Below are 21947 nucleotides of genomic sequence, written 5' to 3' on the forward strand. Positions count from 1 at the left end.
AGCTAAAGATACCAAAAGTTGAAAAGGAATTTTCTAAAAGGATTCCCAATTCCTTTTTGCCGAAACCTCTAACAAACCTTATCTTTAACCAAAATTTCTAATTTTATGGAAAGCTATCGCATAAGTGTTGATGAAAATTATGAATTCCAATTGAGTGCCAAGGATATTGAAAAAATTGACCAAGCAGAACTTTCGGCACAAAAAATTCACCTACTTCACAATAATAAATCTTTCGCAATTGAGCTTTTAAAAAGTGATTTTGTTGACAAAAAATATAGTGTGAAAATAAACGGAAACACTTACGAAGTAAACATTGCCACTCCCTTGGACCAGCTTATTAAGGAAATGGGACTTTCCCTTGGCAATGCTTCGGTGGAGGACGAAATCCATGCTCCTATGCCGGGTATTATTTTGGAAGTAAACGTTTCTAAAGGCGATGAAGTTAAAAAAGATGATTTCCTCTGTGTTTTGGAAGCTATGAAAATGGAAAACACCCTCACGGCACCACGTGACGGCGTTATCAAATCTGTAAACATTGTTAAAGGGGAAACTGTGGATAAAGGAAAACTTTTAATTGAATTTGAGAAGAATGATTAAAAAAATATTAGTTGCCAATAGAGGCGAAATTGCGTTGCGAATAATGAAGACCGCCCGTAATATGGGGATTAAAACGGTTGCCATTTATTCTGAAGCAGACAGGAATGCACCACACGTAAAGTTTGCCGATGAAGCAGTATGCATTGGTCCGCCGCCTTCAAATGAATCGTATTTATTGGGGAACAAAATTGTAAAAGTTGCAATGGAATTGGAGGTAGACGCCATCCACCCAGGTTATGGATTTTTGAGTGAAAACGCTGAATTCGGTGAAAGTGTCGAAAAAAGTGGAATGATTTTTATCGGGCCGAAATCGCACGCAATCCGCGTGATGGGAAGCAAACTTGCTGCAAAGGATGCCGTAAAAAAGTACGACATCCCAATGGTTCCCGGTACCGATGAGGCCATTACCGATGTTTCCGCTGCAAAGAAAATAGCAAAAGAGATTGGCTTCCCAATTCTCATAAAAGCTTCCGCGGGCGGCGGTGGAAAGGGAATGCGAATTGTTGAAAATGCAAATGAATTTGAAGACCAAATGAAGCGAGCAATCAGCGAAGCTGAAAATGCTTTTGGCGACGGCTCGGTTTTTATTGAAAAATTTGTCACTTCGCCGCGCCATATAGAAATTCAGGTTTTGGCAGATAATTTTGGAAATACCGTCTATCTTTTTGAGCGCGAATGTAGTATTCAGCGTCGCCACCAAAAAGTGGTGGAAGAAGCGCCGTCTTCAGTTTTGACTCCAGAGTTACGCAAACAAATGGGCGAGGCAGCTGTAAAAGTGGCAAAAGCCTGCGATTATGTGGGTGCTGGAACGGTAGAGTTTCTTTTGGACGACAAGCACAATTTCTATTTTCTCGAAATGAATACTCGCCTTCAGGTGGAGCATCCCGTAACGGAATTAATTACCGGTCTTGATCTAGTGGAACAACAAATAAACGTTGCCAATAATGAAAAACTTTCTTTTGCACAGGAAGATCTTGAAATCACAGGACATGCATTTGAGCTGCGTGTATATGCAGAAGATCCGCTGAACAACTTTATGCCAAGCGTAGGGAAACTGGAAGTGTACCGTCCGCCAAGCGGAAAAAATATTCGCGTGGATGACGGGTTTACCGAAGGAATGCAGGTGCCCATCCAATATGACCCCATGCTTTCAAAATTGATAACCTATGGTAAAAATAGAAACGAAGCCATGCAACGCATGCTGGAAGCCATTTCAGAATACGATATTGAAGGGGTGAGCACTACGCTGCCTTTTGGAAAATTTGTCTTTGAACATGTGGCTTTTCGCAGTGGAAATTTCGACACCAATTTTGTAAAGAAATACTATTCCGAAGAAAAGCTAAAAGCTATAAATGAAGAAGAGGCAAAGGTGGCAGCACTTTTTGCTTTAAAACAATTTTTAAAAGATTCAGAAATGCTTCGTATGCCGAAGTAAAACCTCTGCCCTCAGTGCCTCCGTGGTGAAATATTAACCACAAAGACACAGAGAACTCGGAGAAAAAGAATTCAATTATATGAGCGATAATAATAAAAAATTGCAAGAACTAATTGCTGAAGCCAAAAAAGGAGGTGGCGAAAAGAGAATTTCAAAACAACACGAAAAGAAAAAACTCACCGCCCGCGAACGCGTGGAGTATCTCCTCGACGAAGGCTCTTTTGAGGAAATGGGCATCCTCGTAACCCACAGAACCACCGATTTTGATATGCAAAACGAAGTGTATTACGGCGATGGGGTGGTTACAGGCTATGGTACAATCAACGGTCGTTTGGTATATGTTTTTGCGCAGGATTTTACTGTTTTTGGCGGCGCACTTTCTGAAACCCACGCAGAAAAAATCTGCAAGGTGATGGACCACGCTGTTCGCGTGGGCGCGCCCATTATTGGATTGAACGATTCCGGCGGGGCAAGAATTCAGGAAGGCGTTCGCTCACTGGGCGGATATGCCGATATTTTTTACAGAAACGTACAGGCTTCGGGCGTGATTCCACAGATTTCGGCAATTATGGGGCCTTGTGCCGGTGGCGCGGTATATTCGCCGGCGATGACCGATTTCACTTTGATGGTGCAGGACAGCAGCTATATGTTCGTTACGGGGCCAAATGTGGTGAAAACCGTTACCAATGAAAACGTTACTTCCGAAGAATTGGGCGGCGCGCGTACCCACGCCACCAAAAGTGGCGTTACGCATTTTACGGCTGCCAATGATATAGTATGTTTGGAGCAAATAAAAACCCTGCTCAGTTACCTTCCACAGAACAATAAATGTGTTGCCGAGAAATTACCTTTTGAGACCGCGGATGAGTTTCGGGATGAATTGGAAACTATTGTTCCAGATTCAGCCAATAAGCCTTACGATATGCACGAGGTAATCAAGGGAATAATTGATGCAGATTCTTTTTTTGAAGTGCATAAAGATTATGCAGATAATATTATAGTGGGTTTTGCACGGCTTGGAGGTAGAAGTATTGGCATTGTTGCAAACCAGCCCATGAGTTTGGCAGGTGTATTGGACGTTGACAGTTCAAAAAAAGGTGCCCGTTTTACTCGTTTCTGCGATTGTTTTAACATTCCGCTTTTGGTATTAGTCGATGTGCCTGGCTTTCTTCCGGGTACGGACCAAGAATGGAATGGAATTATTCTAAACGGGGCCAAATTACTTTACGCCTTAAGCGAAGCAACAGTACCGCGTGTTACTGTAATTACCAGAAAAGCATATGGTGGTGCCTATGATGTGATGAACAGCAAGCACATTGGTGCAGATATGAATTATGCTTGGCCAACCGCCGAGATCGCCGTAATGGGGGCAAAGGGTGCTAGCGAGATTATTTTCAGAAAAGAAATTGCCGAAGCTGCAAATCCGGAGCTGAAACTTTCGGAAAAGGAAGCGGAATATGCCGAAAAGTTTGCAAATCCGTTTAAAGCCGCGCAACGTGGGTTTATTGATGAGGTAATCCAACCACGGGAAACACGCAGAAAATTGCTGAAAGCTTTTGCAATGCTTGAAACGAAAGATGTATCAAGACCCAATAGAAAACACGGCAATATACCATTATAAAAAAGAAAGAAATCAGTTGGTAAACTCTTTGATAATTATGTAGATACCCATCAACAACACAAACCAACCGAACCCTTTTTTAAGTTTTTTTCCATCAACGAAAGCATTCAGTTTAATTCCTATAAATATTCCAACAATAGAGATTGCGGTAAAAGTTAAAAGAAACATCCACTCAATATCCAAAGTGGCAATATCTCCCGTAAAACCTATCAATGAGTTTATAGCAATAATTAGCAATGAGGTTGCTACAGCTTTTTTCATTGGTAATTTTGCCAATAAAACCAAAGCGGGTATAATTAAAAATCCTCCACCAGCTCCCACCATGCCGGTTACAAAACCAAGAAAAATTCCTTGCAGCATAATAAATGGATAATTGTAGGAAACTTTAGCACCCACTTCTGGCTCGGGTCTTTTATTGCTAATCATTGTAATGGAGGCGGCCAGCATAACAATTGCAAAAAAAAGCATTATTGCAATATCTTTCGTAAATTTAAAATCATTCCATTCAAAAAGATGTTCAGGTATCGCAGGGAGAACGAACCTTCTGGTTAAATAGACAGCAATAAAAGCAGGAGCAGCAAAAATAAGTGCTGTTTTAAAATCGACGAGCTTTTTTTTCATATTGCGAATGGCACCCACGAGGGCAGCAGTACCTACCACATATAACGAATAGCCCGTTGCGACAACAGGACTTAAAGAAAAAAGATACACCAATACCGGCACTGTCAAAATTGAACCTCCGCCACCTATCAAACCTAAAACAACACCCACCAATAGGGCGCCAAAATAACCTATAATTTCCATAAGCTCCATTTGTGCTATGATTTTGGTATTGCAAGGTTAACCATTATTTAAAAAAATGTAGCAATATGAATGGACGAATCTCAATTTAAATGGAATAAGTAAGCCTGCAACAAATTTTTCATTGATATTTATCATAGAATATTTGTGGCATTGTGCTTATTTTAACAGATTGAAACTTTAATGATTTTTTATTTCGTCTATGGTAATAGAGAATTTTAACATTCAAGGTCTAACAGATTCCGAAGTCTTGGCTTCGCGGAAAAAGTTCGGCAGCAACATTCTTGAATCAAAAAAGAAAAACCATTTTATAGAGGCTCTAAAGGGTTTGGTAAAAGAACCTATGGTGATTTTACTGCTGGTCGCTGCCACGCTTTATTTTTTTACTGGCAATACTGGTGATGGAATTTTTCTTGCCGTTGCGATTCTTCTGGTCGCAGCCATCTCACTCTATCAGGACGCCAAAACCCATAATGCGCTCGAAAAACTCAAGGAACTTTCACAACCCCATTGCAAGGTTATTCGAAATGGAGAAATAGTTGAAATAAAAAGCCAAAATGTAGTGGTTGGCGATTTTTTAATGGTTGATGAGGGCTCTACGATTGTTGCCGATGGCAGGATTGTGCATTCAAACGATTTTTCAGTCAATGAGGCTATTTTAACTGGCGAATCCTTTTCTGTCGAAAAAGATTCCTTCTCTAAGGATAGTCAAATTTTTATGGGTACCCAAGTAGCTGGAGGACTTGCTATTGCTGAAATATGTGCTATAGGCAATCAAACCAAGGTGGGAAAAATAGGTAAAAGCATAGAAGACATCACTTCCGAAAAATCGACACTCGAACTCCAAATAAACAATTTTGTAAAAAAGATGGTAATCGTGGGAGCGATTGTCTTTCTTTTGGTTTGGGGCATCAATTATTACAATTCCCAAGATATTTTAGATAGTCTTTTAAAAGCACTTACTCTCGCTATGAGCATTTTGCCCGAGGAAATCCCAGTTGCCTTTACCACTTTTATGGCCATAGGTGCATGGCGGTTAATGAATCTGGGTGTTATTGTAAAACAGATGAAAACCGTTGAGGCCTTAGGTAGCGCTACGGTGATTTGTGTTGACAAAACGGGAACAATTACGGAGAATAGAATGCGCCTTGATAAGGTTTATACCTTGGAAACTGACCAAACCAATTCGGTTGCAGAAACATTAACTCCCAGTGAGAAAGAACTTATTATTACTGCAATGTGGGCCAGTGAGCCCATTCCATTTGATACCATGGAGCAATCGCTACATAGTTTTTATGAAAGGATTGTTGAAAATGATGAAAGGCCCAATTTCAAAATGGTCCACGAATATCCTCTGGGGGGCAAGCCACCCATGATGACCCATATTTTTGAAAATACGGAGGGCTATCGAATCATAGCCGCCAAAGGCGCGCCCGAAGCTTTGATTGCCGTTTCCAATTTAAGCGAAAATGAAAAGGAAACTTTAAAAAAGAAAACAACTGATTTGGCGGCCCACGGCTATCGGGTTTTGGGGGTTGGAATTTCGAAATTTGATGGAACCAACTGGCCAAAAAAACAGCAGGATTTCAGTTTTGAATTTAAGGGATTGGTCGCTTTTTACGACCCTCCGAAGGAGAATATATCTAAGGTGTTTAACGATTTTTATAATGCAGGAATTGCCGTAAAAATAATCACTGGCGATATTGCAGAAACCACTGCTGCCATTGCGAAAAAAGTAAGCTTTAAAGGCTCAGAAAAAGTTGTGTCCGGTGATGAACTAGTTGCTTTAAACCCTTCTGAATTACAAAAAATCACTTCAGAGAAAAATATTTTTGCCCGAATGTTTCCCGAAGCAAAACTAAAAATAATAAAAGCCTTAAAGGCACAGGGGCATATAGTAGCAATGACAGGCGATGGCGTCAATGACGGACCCGCTTTGAAAGCTGCAAATATTGGCGTGGCAATGGGAACGAAAGGAACTGAAATCGCCAAACAATCAGCCTCTCTGATACTGGCTGATGATGATCTTTCCAAAATGGTGGATGCTGTGGCAATGGGCAGAAAAATTTATTCCAACCTTAAAAAAGCCATTCAATATATCATTTCCATACACATACCAATCATACTTACCGTATTTATTCCGCTGGTTTTGGGATGGGTGTACCCAAATATTTTTACGCCTGTACACGTAATTTTGTTGGAGTTAATTATGGGCCCGACTTGTTCGATAGTTTATGAAAACGAACCGCTGGAAAAGGATTCCATGCTTCAAAAACCACGGCCTTTTTCCAGCACCTTTTTTAATTGGAGCGAACTTTTCACCAGTATAATCCAAGGGTTGGCAATTACCGTGGGTGTGCTTACTGTCTATCAAATTGCCATACAAAGCAATGCAAATGAAGCCGTGACGCGAACTATGGTCTTTACCACACTTATAACTGCAAATATTGCTTTAACATTCGTAAACCGATCATTTATTTATTCCATTTTTACCACTTTTCAATATAAAAACAACTTGGTGCCGATTATCATAGGTATTACTATTGCAATTACTTTATCGCTTCTGTTTGTGCCGCCGTTTACTAAATTCTTTGAATTTGAGAGGCTTGACATAAACCTAATTGGCATCAGCGTGGGTGTAGGCCTAATGAGTGCCCTGTGGTATGAAATTGTAAAATGGTGGAAACGCCAACAAATTTCAAAATAATCTGTTTTTACTTTATGAATAGTTTTAAGTTGTTCATAAACAGGGCTGGACTGATTTTCGTCATTTTTTAAGTCTTTCTGCTACAGTACTTTTAGTTAATGTTTTTAATTAAACTTTACTGATATGAAAAAGTTCAATTTTTTGGTTTCAATGACAATTTTGTTATTCGCTTTTAACTTGAAAGCGCAAGAAAAATGGTCAGTGGAATTTAGACCAGGCCTCAATTTTCCTACGAGTGATGTGGGTAATACCGATGCCAAGGTAGGTTTTGGTTTCGAACTTACAGGTGCATATAAAATCTTGCCTTATTTGGTTGCTTATGTAGGTTGGGGCTTAAACGAGTTTAAAGGTGAAGATAATTTGCTAAAGGAAGATGTTACCCTCAAGGAAACAGGATATACCTTCGGTTTTCAGATGATACATCCCATAGGCACTTCCTCATTTTCTTACTTAGCACGTGCTGGAGCGATTTATAATCACATAGAAATAGAAAATAACAGTAGCACTTTTAACGCTGATACTGGACACGGATTTGGATGGCAAGTGGCCGCTGGAGTAGATTATGAATTTGCTGCAAATCTCGCGCTGCGCCCAATGCTACGCTACCGTTCACTTTCTAGAGATGTAACTATTGAAAATATTTCTTCGGAATTAAAACTGAATTATATCTCATTTGGAATCGGCTTAGTTTGGGAATTTTAGACTGAAATCACGAAAAGTATTTTAAATGAAAATTGCATTTGCCATTTTTCTGTTGCTTCATGGGCTTATTCACTTGATGGGCTTCTTCAAAGCATTTGGTTTTGCTGAAATTCCGCAGCTTTCACAAAAATTTTCAAAACCGGAAGGTCTTTTATGGCTCACGGTTTTTTTAGCTTTTGCAGTTGCGGGAGTTTTATTTCTCATGAAAAGTAACTTTTGGTTTTGGGTGGCCATAGCCGCTGTAGTAGTATCTCAGGTTTTGATTTTTGTGAATTGGCAGGACGCCAAATTTGGCACTTTCGCCAATTTGATCATTATTATTGTAGCTCTATTGGCAATAGCTGGCTGGAATTTTGAAAGAAAATTTAAAAAAGATGTTTTCCAATCCTTTGAAAAGGTTGGCATTTCCGAAGAAATAATTTCTGAAAATGATATTGCCCAGCTTCCCATTCCGGTTCAAAATTATTTGAAGTATGTAGATGTTATCGGCAAGGCAAAAATCAGTAATGCGAAAGCTATTTTTAAAGGGGAAATGCGCGAAAAGGGAAAGGATTGGTTTGCGTTCACTTCGGAACAGTATAATTATTTTGAAGACCCCACGCGCTTGTTTTTTATGAAGGCCAATTTCAAAGGCTTGCCCACCCAAGGCTATCATCGATATAAAGATAGAAAGGCTTCTATGGATATAAAATTGCTTTCCATTTTTCCGGTAGTAAATATTAACGACCCCGAAATGTACAAAACCGAAACCGTAACCTTTTTTAACGATATGTGCCTATTTGCGCCAGCAGCCTTGATTGATGCTAAAATTGAATGGGAAACCATTGATGCACATACGGTAAAAGCAACTTATTCCAATATTGGAGCTCCCATTTCGGCAATATTGTATTTCAACGCAAAAGGGCAATTAATAAATTTTGTTTCGGACGATAGAATGGATGTAAATTCAAAACAGACCATTCCTTTTTCCACACCGGTACATATATATGGCAAAATCAATGGTTATAATTTACCTGTTGTGGCGGATGCCGTTTATCATTTTCCCGATGGCGATTTTGTTTACGGAAAGTTTTATTTACAGGATGTTCAGTATAATTTGAAAAAATTAAATTGAGGAAATGTCGACTTCAAATAATAGAAAACTTCTCTTTATAAAAATCGTACATACGGCTATTTGGCTTTTTTTCAATGCGGTGATTTTCTATCTTTTATATGCCGCCATCACAGATAAAATTGATATTTGGGTGTGGATTTGCATCGGTCTGGTTATTATTGAAGCATTGGTTTTGCTGGCCTTAAAAATGTTTTGCCCGCTCACGGTTCTGGCCTGAAAATATTCCGATTCTACGAGGGACAATTTCGATATTTTTCTTCCCAATTGGTTGGCCAAATACAACAAGCTTATTTACTCTGCAATATTTGGCATTGCAGTTATTATCGTGATTTATCGCTTGGTTTCGGGTTGAAACCCCCGAAGGCTTTAATCTCATCGTCAGTAGGTTAATGATTTATGTCATTTTTTAGGGTATGGGCCTGTGGTATATTTGGGTTTTCCGTGTTTGAGAATGAATATAGCTAATCCCATATTAATCCGTACCAAGTCCTTCTTTGCTGAAATAGGCGATATGGCCTTTTTTGCGGCAAGATTTTTTCGGGAAGCATTCACATCTCCTTTTGAATTTAAGGAACTTCTGCGCCAATGCTATAACATGGGCAACCGTTCCTTTTTTTTGGTGGGAGTTACCGGATTTATTCTGGGCCTGGTTTTTACCCTGCAATCACGGCCAACCTTAATGCAATTTGGTGCCCAATCGTGGATGCCTTCAATGGTCAGTATTTCCATCGTGCGTGAAATAGGACCCGTAATAATCGCCCTAATCTGTGCGGGCCGCATCGGCTCGGGTATAGGGGCAGAACTTGGTTCTATGCGCGTTACAGAACAAATAGACGCTATGGAAGTTTCAGGCACAAACCCATTTAAATACCTAGTGGTTACCCGTATTGCGGCCACAACCTTAATGTTACCCTTGCTAATTATTATGGGCGATGCAGTTGCCCTTTTTGGCTCGGCCATAGTTGAAAATTTAAAAGGTGAGGTTTCATATATGCTGTATTTTAATCAGGTTTTTAATGCTCTCAGCTTTAGCGATATAATTCCCGCCACCATAAAATCCTTCTTCTTTGGTTTTGCCATAGGCCTCGTGGGCTGTTATAAAGGTTATAACTGTTCCACGGGAACCGTAGGGGTGGGGGAGGCATCAAATGCGGCCGTTGTATATACCTCTATGCTGCTGTTTGTAATAGATTTTATTGCCGTTTTTGTTACCGACATATTTATTGAAGTATAAATGGATTCTGCGAAAAACATAAAACCCGTTTTGGAATTAAGAGACCTCCATAAAAGTTTTGGGGACAATCACGTATTGAAGGGTTTTAACCTCAAACTTTATGAAGGTGAAAACTTAGTGGTGATGGGGAAATCGGGTTCGGGAAAATCGGTAATGGTAAAATGCTTGGTCGGTCTTCTTCAGCCAGATAGCGGAAGTATTAAAATAAAGGATCAGGATATTACCGCAATGGGGCAAAAGGAGCTGGATGTGCTTCGTACCGAAATAGGCTTTCTGTTCCAGGGCAGCGCATTGTACGATAGCATGACCGTTCGGGAAAATTTGGAATTTCCGCTGCGGCGCCATAAGGATAAAATACAAAATTTTCAGGACACCGAAACCCTGGTAAAGGAAGCACTGGAAAATGTGGGCCTGGCAAATGCCATAGATTTAATGCCCTCCGAACTTTCCGGCGGAATGCAGCGGCGGGTGGCCTTGGCCAGAGCGCTCATCCTAAAGCCCCAAATTATTATGTATGACGAGCCAACAACAGGCTTGGACCCAATTACGGCCAAGGAAATTATACAGCTAATGCGGACCATTCAACTAAAATATCATACCTCTTCGCTTATAATTACCCACGATGTGGACTGTGCGCGGGTAATATCGAACCGGATGATTTTGTTGGTGGATGGAATCAATTATGCCGAAGGAACATTTGCGGAACTTTCAAATTCAAAAGATCCGCAAATTCAAGCATTCTTTAAAAACTAATGTTATGGGAAAATCAACTTCACAAAAAGTACGGGTCGGCGTATTTGTCGTCGTAGGTACAATTCTGCTCGTTGCCGCGCTTTACTTTATAGGTAACCAACAGCACCTGTTCAGTAAAAATATTGAACTCTATGCAACTTTCGATAATGTAAATGGGCTAACCTTGGGCAACAATGTGCGCTATTCCGGAATAAACGTGGGCACGGTGAGCAAGATTGAAATGATTGAGGAAGGAACCATCACCGTTCAAATGAAGGTGGAGGCCAAGACCTCAAGATTTATAAAAAAGGACGCCATCGCCTCCATTGGGTCAGATGGGTTGGTAGGAAGTATGGTTGTGAATATTATTCCTGGAAAAGCTCAAAATACACAACCTGTTATTGCGGGCGATACCATTCAATCATTCAGTAAAATTGGCGCTGATGATATGCTTTCAACACTAAATACTACTAATGAAAATGCCGCTTTGTTGACAGCAGATTTGTTGAAAATAACCAATAAAATTCTAGAAGGCAAAGGTACCTTGGGCGCCTTGGTTACAGATACTTTATTGGCACAGGACTTAAGACAGACGGTGGTAGAGCTAAAAAAAACCACTGCGGGAACTTCGGCTACAATTTCACAAATCAATAAAATTATTTCAAAAGTTAATTATGATGAAAGCGCCGCGGCGGTACTTTTGAGTGATACCGTTGCAGCAAATCAAATAAAAAGTGTTTTTGCTAAGCTTGAAAAATCCAGTGACGATATTAATGAAATAACCAAAAATCTGGATGATTACATCACCGAAATTAAAACGGGAAATGGCACCTTGAATTATATTACCCAAAATGCGGTTTTGGTAAAAAATATTGATTCTACAATGATCAACATAAAAGAAGCTGCCGAGAAATTGAATGAAAATATGGAAGCTCTAAAACACAATTTTCTTTTACGCGGATATTTCAGAAAATTGGAGCGACAGGAAAAGAAGGAAGGTAAGGAAAACTGATTTATATTTGGTATTTTAGTTCTTTAGAAACCAACCAAAAAATTCTTCCATGCTCACGGATTTAAAAGAAAATTTCAACAATATTTTTGAAGAGGCCCTTATTGCTGAAATAAATGAGGTTGGTACATTCAAAGAGGTAAAAGAAGGTGAAAAATTAATAGAGATTGGCGATTACGTTCGCTCCATGCCCTTGCTTATTTCTGGAGCGATAAAAATTTTAAGGGAAGATGATAACGGCGATGAACTGTTGCTATATTTTTTGGAACGGGGCGATACCTGTGCCATGACCTTAACTTGCTGTCTTGGGCAGACAAAAAGTGAAATTCGTGCTATTGCAGAACTTGACACAACCTTGATTATGATTCCCATCCAAAAAATGGAGGAATGGACAGGGAAATATAAAAGTTGGCGCAATTTTGTTTTCCAAAGTTATCACGAACGCCTTACTGAAATGCTTGAGACCATTGATAGCATTGCGTTTTTAAAAATGGATGAGCGCTTAGTGAAATACCTTCAGAACAAAAAAAAAGTCACCAATGACCCCTTGATTAATTCCACACATCAGGAAATTGCCTATGAGCTTCACACCTCCCGCGTAGTGGTTTCGCGCTTGTTGAAAAAACTGGAATCTATGGGAAAAATTGAACTTTACAGAAATAGTATTAAAATAGTTTCGCTTTAAAATTTCAAATTTAGCGCGCTATCCTCGAATGGGTTTGGAATGTAACTTTTGTTACTGTCAATAGTGTGTTTTCCCTTTATTTTTGAAGTGTCCACAACTTTATACTCAAAATATGAAACTTTTAGCCACATTATTTTTGATCAGCTTATTAAGTGCCTGCAATACCAATCCTCGCAAGGAATATTTGGCGATTGCTGAAAATATTGAGAACACCGCAACCGAAATAAATCAAGAGCATCCCGGCAAGAAGCTTATGGAAAACAATTGTTATGCCTGCCACAATCCAAAAACCGCTGAAGAAGCAATGATAGCCCCACCAATGATAGCCGTGAAGATGCACTATATAACTGATGAAACTTCAAAAGAAGAATTTATTGAGGCAATGGTGGCGTGGGCCAAGAATCCTTCCGAAGAAAAATCAAAAATGCCGGGCGCTGTCAAGAAATTTGGTTTGATGCCCTATCAATTCTACCCAGAGGAAACTATTGTGCAAATTGCAGATTATATGTTTGATAACCATATAGAAGAGCCCGAATGGTTTGACGCCCACTACAAGCAAATGCACGGCAATCGACCCCAAATGAAAGGTAAAATGCGTCGCGGAATGGGCAATGGTAAAGGGATGGGTAAAAACCAAAATACAAATGCTCAACCTTCTGTAAAGGAGCGCGGCATGCAAATAGCCCAAACCACTAAAGCCGAATTGGGTAAAAACCTGATGGGCCAAATCCAACAAAACGGGGTAATTGCAGCCCTAGACTTTTGTAATGTCCAAGCTCTGCACATAACGGACAGTATGGCTACCGTCCATAAAGCATATATTAAGCGCGTTACGGATAAACCGAGAAACCCACAAAACAAAGCCAATGCAGCAGAGCTACAATATCTTGAAAACTTCAAAAAGCAAGTAGCTGCGGGCGGCGAATTAAATCCCATTATTGTGGAAATGGGCAAGAACACAGAATTTTATTACCCAATCATTACCAATTCCATGTGTTTGAAATGCCACGGCACTCCTGGTAAGGAACTTGAAACGCTCACTTTGTCCAAAATTGAGGAATTATACCCAACGGATAAAGCTACCGGTTACGGCGAAAATGAAGTACGTGGCATTTGGAGCTTTCGATTTGAAAACTAGCACATGAATTTTTACGAAACTTTTTGGAACCACAAATACCTAAGTGGTGAAACAGGCTGGGATATTGGCTACGTTTCTACGCCAATAAAGGAATACATCAACCAACTTTCAGATAAAAATTTAAAGATTTTGATCCCCGGCGGCGGCAATTCCTATGAAGCGGAATATCTTTTCAAAAAGGGATTTAAGAATGTTTTTGTGGTTGATATTTCTTCTATTCCGTTAATGAATTTAGCCAAGCGCGTGCCATCATTTCCGAAGGAAAATCTTTTGCATGCAGACTTTTTTGAACTCGAGGATTCCTTCGATCTTATTTTGGAACAGACCTTTTTTTGTGCATTAGCCCCCTCACTTCGCGAAGCTTATGCTAATAAGATGCATCAACTACTTAAACCGGAAGGGAGATTGGTGGGGCTTCTTTTCAATATTCCTTTAAATGACGACAAACCGCCTTTTGGTGGAAATAAAGTGGAATATAAAAAGCTTTTTTCAAAAAAATTCAAGATTGAAAAAATGGAGATTGCGTATAATTCTGTTGCTCCTCGGGCGGGAAATGAGCTATTTTTCAGACTTAAAAGGAGATAAGATTTAAATTTTTGTTAGAATTAAGCTTCTGATTACAGTATTTGGATAGTCTTTTTTAAATTGAATAAAAATATAGCATTATGAAAATTAAACAATTTGAATACGAGCCCCTTTCACATTTTTCATACGCCATTATCAGCGATGGCAAAATGGCTCTGGTAGATCCTGAAAGAAACCCAATGCAATACTATAAATATGCCGAAGAAAATGGTGCTAAGATAGTTGCCGTTTTTGAAACACACCCACATGCCGATTTTGTGAGCTCACACCTTCAAATTCACAAAGAGACGGGTGCAAAATTGTACTGCAGTGAGAAAACGGGGGCCGATTATCCCCACCATGCTTTTGATGATGGCGATGAGGTAAAAATGGGCAATACCATTTTTAGGGCCATAAACACCCCGGGTCATTCCCTCGATAGCGTGACCATTGTTGCCACGGAAGAAAACAAAACCGCACTGTTTACGGGCGACACGCTCTTTGTGGGAGATGTTGGCCGTCCCGATTTACGCGAAAAAGCAGGACATATGAAAGCTAAACGCGAAGAACTTGCAAAGATGATGTATGATACCATTCAAAATAAATTTACCGATTTGCCCGATACTGCATATGTTTATCCCGCCCACGGCGCAGGCTCTCTCTGCGGAAAGGGAATGAGCGAGGATGCTTCGTCAAGTACGTTGGGCAACGAGCGCATTGGCAATTGGGCATTTAAAAAGCAAACCGAGGAACAATTTGTAAACAACCTGTTGGATTCCCAACCCTTTATTCCACATTACTTTGGTTACAACGTAGATATTAATAAAAATGGTGCAAAAAACTTGCGTTCCGCTCTAGGTAAGATTGATTTCAAAATAGCTGTACATGAACCCAAAAACAATGATTTTATAGTTGATATTAGAGGCGAAGAAGTATTTAAAAAGAATCATCTGCCAGGCAGTATTAATATAATGGCGGTCTCGGAAACATCAAAATTTGAAACCTGGTTGGGTTCCATTGTAAAACCCGAGGAAAAATTTCATATAGTAGTAGATTCAATTGAAAACGCAGAAGAAATTCTTGAACGTACCGCAAAAATTGGGTATGAAACAAATGTATTGTCAGTTATTACTATTGACGATGACGCACATGAAAAATCGGATAGTTTGAACCTGGAAGATTTTAAAAAGAATACTGAAAAATATACAATTGTTGATATTCGCAACGATAGTGAAGTAGCAGAAGGTAAATTTTTTAAAAATGCTATTGCAATTCCATTAAACCAATTGCGTGAAAAAGCAAAAGAAATTCCTACAGATAAACCCATCGTAGTACACTGTGCTGGCGGATACCGCAGTGCGGCAGGATACAGTATTCTTGAAAAAGCGCTAAATAAAAAGAATGTATTTGATTTAAGTGATGATGTAGAGGATTTTAAATAATCACAGTTTTACACCAAAAGCCAAATCGCCAGCATCGCCCAATCCCGGGATAATGTAACCCCGGCTGTTTAGTTTTTCATCCACTGCGGCAATCCAAAGGTGGGTGTTTTCTGGAAAAATATCTTTAATATATGCTATTCCGGGCTTGGCGCCGATAATTGAAAGAATGTGAATTTGCTTAGGTGTGCCGTGGGTTTTAAAAGCTTTAAGCACGTTTTCCAAAGTTTTGCCTGTGGCAAGCATCGGATCCGTTAACAGTAATGTTTTACCTTCAATGGATGGGGATGCCAGATAATTTACAATAACTTCAAAATCATAACCGCCCTCCGGATGGTGCCTATATGCTGAAATGTAAGCATTTTCAGCCTTGTCAAAAAAACTTATAACACCTGTGTGGAGCGGCAGAGCGGCTCTTAAAATGGAGCAGACCACTAAGTCCGTTTCAGGTACGTTCATTTCCTTTTCCCCCAAAGGGGTTTTAACAATTTCCTTTTTATACTGCAAGGTTTTACTCATCTCATAACAGAGGATTTCCCCAATGCGCTCAATATTTTTGCGGAAACGCATGGAATCCTTTTGGATAGACACATCACGCATTTCCAAGATAAACTGGTTGAGAATGGATTTTTCGTTGCTGAAGTCGTGGACAATCATGATCTAATGGAGTTTATACGAAGTTATAATTTCTTACCGATGAATAGAAAAATTCAATAGATATAATTTGCTGTGTAACAAAAGTTACTGATTTTTTTAATAATTAGAATCATTTTTGACTATTCTAATTATTTCATACTATATGATTCCGGTCATGGTCTTCTTAAATCACAAGGGCTTTATGGGCAATATGGGCGCAGCGTGTATTGCCTCTGCGGGCTTTGGAATGACCAAGGGCAGTGGGGTAAGTATAACCACTTTCCCAATTGTTCCAGATTATAAAAAGTACCCAGACACCATGGGAAGAAAGTTAGGTAAGACTTTTGGTGAAATAGGTCTTGCGGGCCACTGGCTCAAACTTGCATTGCATTATACATTTATTTACCAAGCCAAAATGAAACCTTTTTGGTATTTAATTCCAGAATAAAATTTATACTCATGACTAAAATAATATCAAAATTCAAACGCTTTGTGATGATGAACCCCATCATACAATTTTTTAAATTTATCTTTTTGAGCATTAAAGTATTGCTCATAGTGGCTGGAGCTCATGGCGGAACCCGAAAAGCTGGATACTAAACTGACGCTCCTCATAAATTATATGAAAAAGAATACATATTTTTGAATCTAATTGAAAACAATTTTCGCCATATCGTTTTCCTTACTTGTCGTTTTCCAAAGCGTAGGCCTTGGTATGGCTGATGTTTTGCTGCTTGGACGTTTTGTAAAGCACGCTGAATACCATTCTGAAAATTATGGAGATGACTTCTTCACTTTTGTGAAAAAACATTACGGTTCCCTAAAAAAGGAACATCAACAAAATCATAATGAGGATGATCAGGAGCATCAAGAACTCCCTTTTCAGCATATTTCCTGTCACCACGCGTTAACCGATGTGTGGCTAGTTCCCTTTGAAATTTCTATTGTAAAAGTGGAAATAAATGCATTGCAACCACACGTCTTCCACTATCAAAATTTATATTCTTCTCTTGAAAAATTCGCTATTTTTCAGCCACCTAAGTTTGCATAACTAAACAGACCTTTCTCGGAAATAATTATTTCCAATTTCATCTACGGTCACAATTTCCCGTTTTCACAGCGGTCAAAATCATTTTTTTATTTCGTTTTTCAACAATTTTAAGTTGAAGAATTCAAACGTATAATTTAGTTATGTTAACAAGAATCATTCAATTCAGTATAAAAAACAAACTGCTCATCGGGCTCTTTACGTTACTGCTTATAGGCTTTGGGGTGTATTCGCTCACACAGCTATCCATAGGCGCCGTACCCGATGTGACCAACAATCAAGTACAGGTTATTACAACTTCGCGCAATCTTTCCACCCAGGATATGGAGCAATTTATTACCTATCCCGTAGAACTGGAAATGGCAAATTTACCAGGAGTAAAGGAAATTCGCTCGGTTTCAAAATTTGGCCTGTCAGTGGTTACCATCGTTTTTGAGGAAAATCTGGGCACGTATTTGCCACGCCAACTCATAGCCGAAAAAATCCAGGCAGCCACCGAGAATATTCCCGAAGGTTTTGGCACCCCGCAAATGGGGCCTATAACCACAGGATTGGGAGAAATCTACCAATATATTCTCGATGTAAAGCCTGAGTTTAAGGATACCTATTCCATCACAGAATTACGCACAATCCAAGATTGGATCGTGAAACGGCAGCTCTCCGGAATTCCTGGGGTAGTAGAAGTGAACACTTGGGGCGGACATTTAAAACAATATGAGGTTGCTATAAATACAAACAAGCTAAATGCAATGAATATCACTGCCCAAGAGGTGTTCACAGCATTGGAAAAAAACAATAGTATTTCGGGCGGCGGTTATATTGAAAGGGAAAATCAAGCTTATTTCATCCGCGGAGAAGGCTTGGCGGCTTCCTTGCAAGATATAGGGAATATCGTGGTAAAAAATGAAAATGGCTTCCCTATTTATATGAAGGATATCGCAAAAGTGCAATTCGGAAGCGCCCCTCGTTTTGGCGCGATTACCGGAAACGGTGAAGGCGAAAAAATCCTCGGACAAGTAATGATGCTGAAGGACGGCAACTCAAACCAAGTAATTAAAGCCGTTAAGGAGCGCGTTGCTAATATTTCCGAATCGCTGCCAGAAGGGGTTTATATCAACCCCGTTTTGGACCGTAGCGTTCTCATTGGCAAAACCACTTTTACCATAGCGGAAAATCTCATTCTTGGGGTGCTTATTGTAATCTTTGTAGTGGTGCTCTTATTAGGAAATCTCAGGTCTGGCCTTGTCGTTGCATCTGTGATTCCACTATCCTTACTTTTCACACTCTCGCTGATGTATCTTGTGGGCGTAGATGCAAATTTGATGAGCCTTGGGGCAATTGACTTTGGGATAATAATTGACGGAGCGGTAATTATTGTTGAATTTGTAGCATTTCAGATAAGTAAGAACGCAACCAAACTGAACACTTTTTCTTCGGAAGAAAAGCAATTGGCAAAAGATAAGCTCACCGTAAAAAGTGCTTCGAAAATGATGAATTCCGCCATTTTCGGACAGCTCATTATTTTAATTGTTTTCATCCCAATCCTTTCGCTTAGCGGGGTAGAAGGCAAAATGTTTAGACCTATGGCGCTTACATTCAGTTTTGCACTTATTGGAGCCATGGTGCTTTGTTTTACATACGTTCCCGTCGCTGCATCTCTATTTTTAAAACCTACGGAAACTTCAAAAAGAAATATTTCAGTTCAAATTATGGCTTTCCTGAACCGTTTTTACGAGCCAAGTATTCGTTGGGCATTGGGTGCTAAAAAGCTAGTCTTAGGAATGGCAGTACTTATTTTGGCAGCAACTGTATATCTTTTTACAACCATGGGCGGCGAATTTGTACCAACTTTGGACGAAGGCGATTTTGTAATCCAACCTGTACTTAAAACAGGTACTTCCCTCAAAAATACCATAGCAATTACAACGCAGATTGAAGAAATTCTGATTGAAAACTTCCCCGAAGTAGATCAGGTAGTCAGCCGTATTGGAGCCGCCGAAGTGCCCACAGACCCTATGTCTATGGAAGAGAGCGATATAATAGTTACCCTTAAACCCAAAGACGAGTGGGTGTCGGCCACTAGCAAAAATGAACTTGCCAATAAATTTAAGGATGCCTTGGCAGTAATCCCTGGGGTGGAGGTGGAATTTACCCAACCCATAGAAATGCGCTTCAATGAACTGATTACAGGTGTTCGTGCAGATATTGCCATCAAGATTTTTGGGGAAGACCTTAACGTTTTAAATCGGAAAGCAAACGAAATTAAAAGTCTTGTTGAAAACGTAGAAGGCGCCGATGATATTACCGTGGAAAAGGTGGTAGGCCTGCCAGAGATGAATGTAAATTTTAACCGGACAAAAATTGCACGTTATGGACTCAACATTGAAGATTTAAATGAGATGATTGCCATGGGGTTTGCCGGCAAATCTTTGGGAAGCATTTTTGAAGGGGAAAAACGTTTTGATCTTGTGGTCCGTTTGGATGAAAACAACCGTCGCGACCTTTCAAGCCTTCAAAATCTATATGTAGATACCCCTTCTGGTGAAAAAGTTCCGTTACGCGAGCTTGCAGATATAAAATACACAAAGGGCGCGGCAAAAATATCACGGGATGATACCAAACGTCGCATTGTTGTGGGTATAAACGTTCGTAGCCGTGATCTACAAAGCGTGGTGGACGATGTTCAAAAATTGATTGATGAAAACATACAACTTCCCATAGGTTATTCCATAGATTATGGGGGGCAATTCGAAAATCTGCAAAGCGCTAAAACCAGACTGATGTTAGCAGTTCCCGTAGCCTTGTTGTTGATTTTCTTCCTGCTTTATTTTGCATTCAATTCCATAAAGGAAGCCTTGATGATCTATTCGGCCATTCCTTTGGCAGCGGTTGGTGGGGTATTGTTGCTCTGGTTGCGCAATATGCCTTTTAGTATCTCGGCAGGCGTTGGTTTTATCGCTCTTTTTGGAATTGCTGTTCTCAACGGAATTGTTTTAATAGAACATTTTAAGGAATTAAAAAAAGAAGGAATGACAGATAAAAAAGAACGCATCATTTTAGGTGCAAAAAATCGTTTGCGGGCTGTTTTGCTTACAGCTGCCGCAGCCGCACTTGGTTTTTTACCAATGGCCATTTCTACCAATGCAGGGGCGGAAGTACAAAGACCTTTGGCAACAGTAGTTATTGGCGGTTTGGTTACAGCCACGCTTTTAACCTTGATTGTTTTGCCGGTGCTGTATTCCATTTTTGATTCCGACAAGAAGACAATCCGATTTAAAAGAAAAAGAAAAAAACTACCTGTTGCGGTAATAATTTTTCTGCTAAGTTTTTCGGGTCTGGCTCAGCAAAGCCCTAAAACCTTAAATGATTTACAGCAAATGGCTTTGGAAAACAATGCGGGATTGAAAGCTGCTTCACTTCAGAAAGCGGAAGCAAATGCCTTGATAGGCAATGCTTTCAATTTTGATAAAACAACGGTTTTTTATGAATATGACGAAAATAATTTAGCACCCAACAATGAACCGCTCAAAGTATTTGGCGTGCAGCAAGGCTTTCTTTTTCCCACGGTTTACTTCGCTGAAAAAAATGTAAACCAGCGGCAGTTTGAAATGCAGAGCAGCCAATATGAGCTTCAAAAGCGCAGAACGGAAGCTTTAGTTGCCGCAGCATATTATCAATTTCAGTTTGAGAAAAATAAAGAACGCGTTTATTTTAGTCTGGACAGTCTCTATCAAAACTTTGCCCGTGCCGCCCACCGCCGTTTTGAACTGGGGGAAACCAATTACTTGGAAAAAATAACCGCCCGCGCCAAACAGCGGCAGTTGGAAACCAATTACAGGCAGAGTAGGGAAGAGGTGCAGATTGCATTGGAACGCTTAAAGGCAGCGGTTCAATCAAATGACAGTTTGGTTATTTCCCGACAACCCTTGGAGAAATTACAACTTACGCTGGCTACTATGGAAGCACATCCCGCTATAGATTACTATAATAACAGGACCGATTTTTTTGAGGCAAAGCGCAGTCTGGAAAAACAGCTTTTGCTTCCCGATATCAGTCTTTCGTATTCTTTGGGAAGCAATTCGGGCTTAAGCCAAAATCTCTATGCCTATCAAGTTGGGCTTAAAATTCCATTGCTTTTCAGCGGAAATGCTTCAAGAATCAAAGCTTCCAAAATTGCTGCTGATGTAAGCCAGCAACAGGCTGAAGACTATAAAATACATCTCAATTCGCGAAAGGCACAATTGCTCAATGAGCTTTCAAAGTATGGGGAAGCCCTTCAATATTATGAAAATGAGGGAAAAACTCTTTCCGAGGAAATCCTGAAAGCGGCAAATAGCGGTTTCAAAAATGGAGAAATAGATTTTTTTCAATACATACAAAGCCTTGAAAACGCTTATGAGATTGAACTCCAATATCTCGAAAATCTCAACAATTACAATCAGGCGGTCATCGCCCTCAATTATTTAATATTATAAAAACATTCGT

General features: G+C 39.8%; 20 protein-coding genes. 18 read left to right on the forward strand and 2 right to left on the reverse strand.

Going from position 1 to position 21947, the window contains the following annotated elements:
- Nucleotides 1-105 precede the first annotated feature (105 nt).
- The 3 genes from JK629_RS10460 (at nt 106) to JK629_RS10470 (ending at nt 3653) form a co-directional block, all read left to right on the forward strand.
- Nucleotides 106-597, forward strand: coding sequence for an acetyl-CoA carboxylase biotin carboxyl carrier protein subunit (locus tag JK629_RS10460; protein WP_202335569.1), 492 nt, complete (start codon nt 106-108; stop codon nt 595-597).
- A complete protein-coding gene (gene accC / locus JK629_RS10465) occupies nt 593-2032 on the forward strand; it encodes an acetyl-CoA carboxylase biotin carboxylase subunit (protein ID WP_202338045.1) in 1440 nt (479 codons plus the stop codon). Before JK629_RS10460 ends, accC begins: the two co-directional genes overlap by 5 nt.
- Nucleotides 2033-2111: 79 nt before the next feature.
- The gene (locus JK629_RS10470) at nt 2112-3653 is read left to right on the forward strand and encodes an acyl-CoA carboxylase subunit beta (RefSeq protein WP_202335570.1); all 1542 of its coding nucleotides are present in this window, start codon (nt 2112-2114) and stop codon (nt 3651-3653) included.
- Nucleotides 3654-3665: 12 nt separating this feature from the next.
- On the opposite strand, the gene JK629_RS10475 is transcribed toward JK629_RS10470, so the two are convergent.
- The gene (locus JK629_RS10475) at nt 3666-4466 is read right to left on the reverse strand and encodes a sulfite exporter TauE/SafE family protein (protein ID WP_202335571.1); all 801 of its coding nucleotides are present in this window, start codon (nt 4464-4466) and stop codon (nt 3666-3668) included.
- Nucleotides 4467-4656: 190 nt separating this feature from the next.
- Here JK629_RS10475 and JK629_RS10480 point away from each other — a divergent pair, with 190 nt between their 5' ends.
- From JK629_RS10480 to JK629_RS10530, 11 genes are all read left to right on the forward strand, one after another.
- Nucleotides 4657-7161 (forward strand): cation-translocating P-type ATPase, encoded by a 2505-nt coding sequence (locus JK629_RS10480; protein ID WP_202335572.1) that lies wholly within the window; start codon nt 4657-4659, stop codon nt 7159-7161.
- 123 nt (nt 7162-7284) lie between these two features.
- The gene (locus tag JK629_RS10485; RefSeq protein WP_225626009.1) at nt 7285-7863 is read left to right on the forward strand and encodes an outer membrane beta-barrel protein; all 579 of its coding nucleotides are present in this window, start codon (nt 7285-7287) and stop codon (nt 7861-7863) included.
- A 25-nt stretch (nt 7864-7888) separates the two neighbouring features.
- Complete coding sequence (locus JK629_RS10490; RefSeq protein ID WP_202335573.1) at nt 7889-8977, forward strand: DUF6544 family protein; 1089 nt, start codon at nt 7889-7891, stop codon at nt 8975-8977.
- 4 nt (nt 8978-8981) lie between these two features.
- On the forward strand, nt 8982-9194 hold the full coding sequence (locus tag JK629_RS10495) for a hypothetical protein (RefSeq protein ID WP_202335574.1): 213 nt from the start codon (nt 8982-8984) through the stop codon (nt 9192-9194).
- A gap of 234 nt (nt 9195-9428) precedes the next feature.
- Complete coding sequence (locus JK629_RS10500; RefSeq protein ID WP_202335575.1) at nt 9429-10211, forward strand: MlaE family ABC transporter permease; 783 nt, start codon at nt 9429-9431, stop codon at nt 10209-10211.
- Complete coding sequence (locus tag JK629_RS10505; RefSeq protein WP_202335576.1) at nt 10212-10964, forward strand: ABC transporter ATP-binding protein; 753 nt, start codon at nt 10212-10214, stop codon at nt 10962-10964.
- A 4-nt stretch (nt 10965-10968) separates the two neighbouring features.
- Nucleotides 10969-11955, forward strand: coding sequence for an MlaD family protein (locus tag JK629_RS10510; RefSeq protein WP_202335577.1), 987 nt, complete (start codon nt 10969-10971; stop codon nt 11953-11955).
- 49 nt (nt 11956-12004) lie between these two features.
- Nucleotides 12005-12637, forward strand: a complete 633-nt coding sequence (locus tag JK629_RS10515) for a Crp/Fnr family transcriptional regulator (protein WP_202335578.1) — start codon at nt 12005-12007, stop codon at nt 12635-12637.
- A 112-nt stretch (nt 12638-12749) separates the two neighbouring features.
- The gene (locus JK629_RS10520; RefSeq protein ID WP_202335579.1) at nt 12750-13775 is read left to right on the forward strand and encodes a c-type heme family protein; all 1026 of its coding nucleotides are present in this window, start codon (nt 12750-12752) and stop codon (nt 13773-13775) included.
- A gap of 3 nt (nt 13776-13778) precedes the next feature.
- Nucleotides 13779-14360, forward strand: a complete 582-nt coding sequence (locus JK629_RS10525; protein ID WP_202335580.1) for a methyltransferase domain-containing protein — start codon at nt 13779-13781, stop codon at nt 14358-14360.
- Nucleotides 14361-14440: 80 nt separating this feature from the next.
- Entirely contained in the window at nt 14441-15781 is a 1341-nt protein-coding gene (locus JK629_RS10530) for an MBL fold metallo-hydrolase (RefSeq protein WP_202335581.1), read from the forward strand.
- Here the strand turns inward: JK629_RS10530 and upp are convergent, their stop codons facing one another.
- Nucleotides 15782-16435, reverse strand: a complete 654-nt coding sequence (upp, locus tag JK629_RS10535) for a uracil phosphoribosyltransferase (protein ID WP_202335582.1) — start codon at nt 16433-16435, stop codon at nt 15782-15784.
- 115 nt (nt 16436-16550) lie between these two features.
- Here upp and JK629_RS10540 point away from each other — a divergent pair, with 115 nt between their 5' ends.
- The 4 genes from JK629_RS10540 to JK629_RS10555 all read left to right on the forward strand — a co-directional run bounded on the left by JK629_RS10540 (nt 16551) and on the right by JK629_RS10555 (nt 21937).
- Nucleotides 16551-16862, forward strand: a complete 312-nt coding sequence (locus JK629_RS10540) for a hypothetical protein (protein WP_317193639.1) — start codon at nt 16551-16553, stop codon at nt 16860-16862.
- Nucleotides 16863-16873: 11 nt separating this feature from the next.
- Complete coding sequence (locus JK629_RS10545) at nt 16874-17014, forward strand: hypothetical protein (protein WP_202335583.1); 141 nt, start codon at nt 16874-16876, stop codon at nt 17012-17014.
- 52 nt (nt 17015-17066) lie between these two features.
- Nucleotides 17067-17465 (forward strand): hypothetical protein, encoded by a 399-nt coding sequence (locus tag JK629_RS10550; protein ID WP_202335584.1) that lies wholly within the window; start codon nt 17067-17069, stop codon nt 17463-17465.
- A 140-nt stretch (nt 17466-17605) separates the two neighbouring features.
- The gene (locus JK629_RS10555; protein ID WP_202335585.1) at nt 17606-21937 is read left to right on the forward strand and encodes a CusA/CzcA family heavy metal efflux RND transporter; all 4332 of its coding nucleotides are present in this window, start codon (nt 17606-17608) and stop codon (nt 21935-21937) included.
- Nucleotides 21938-21947 lie beyond the last annotated feature (10 nt).

Source organism: Aequorivita iocasae, assembly GCF_016757735.1.
GTDB lineage: Bacteria > Bacteroidota > Bacteroidia > Flavobacteriales > Flavobacteriaceae > Aequorivita > Aequorivita iocasae.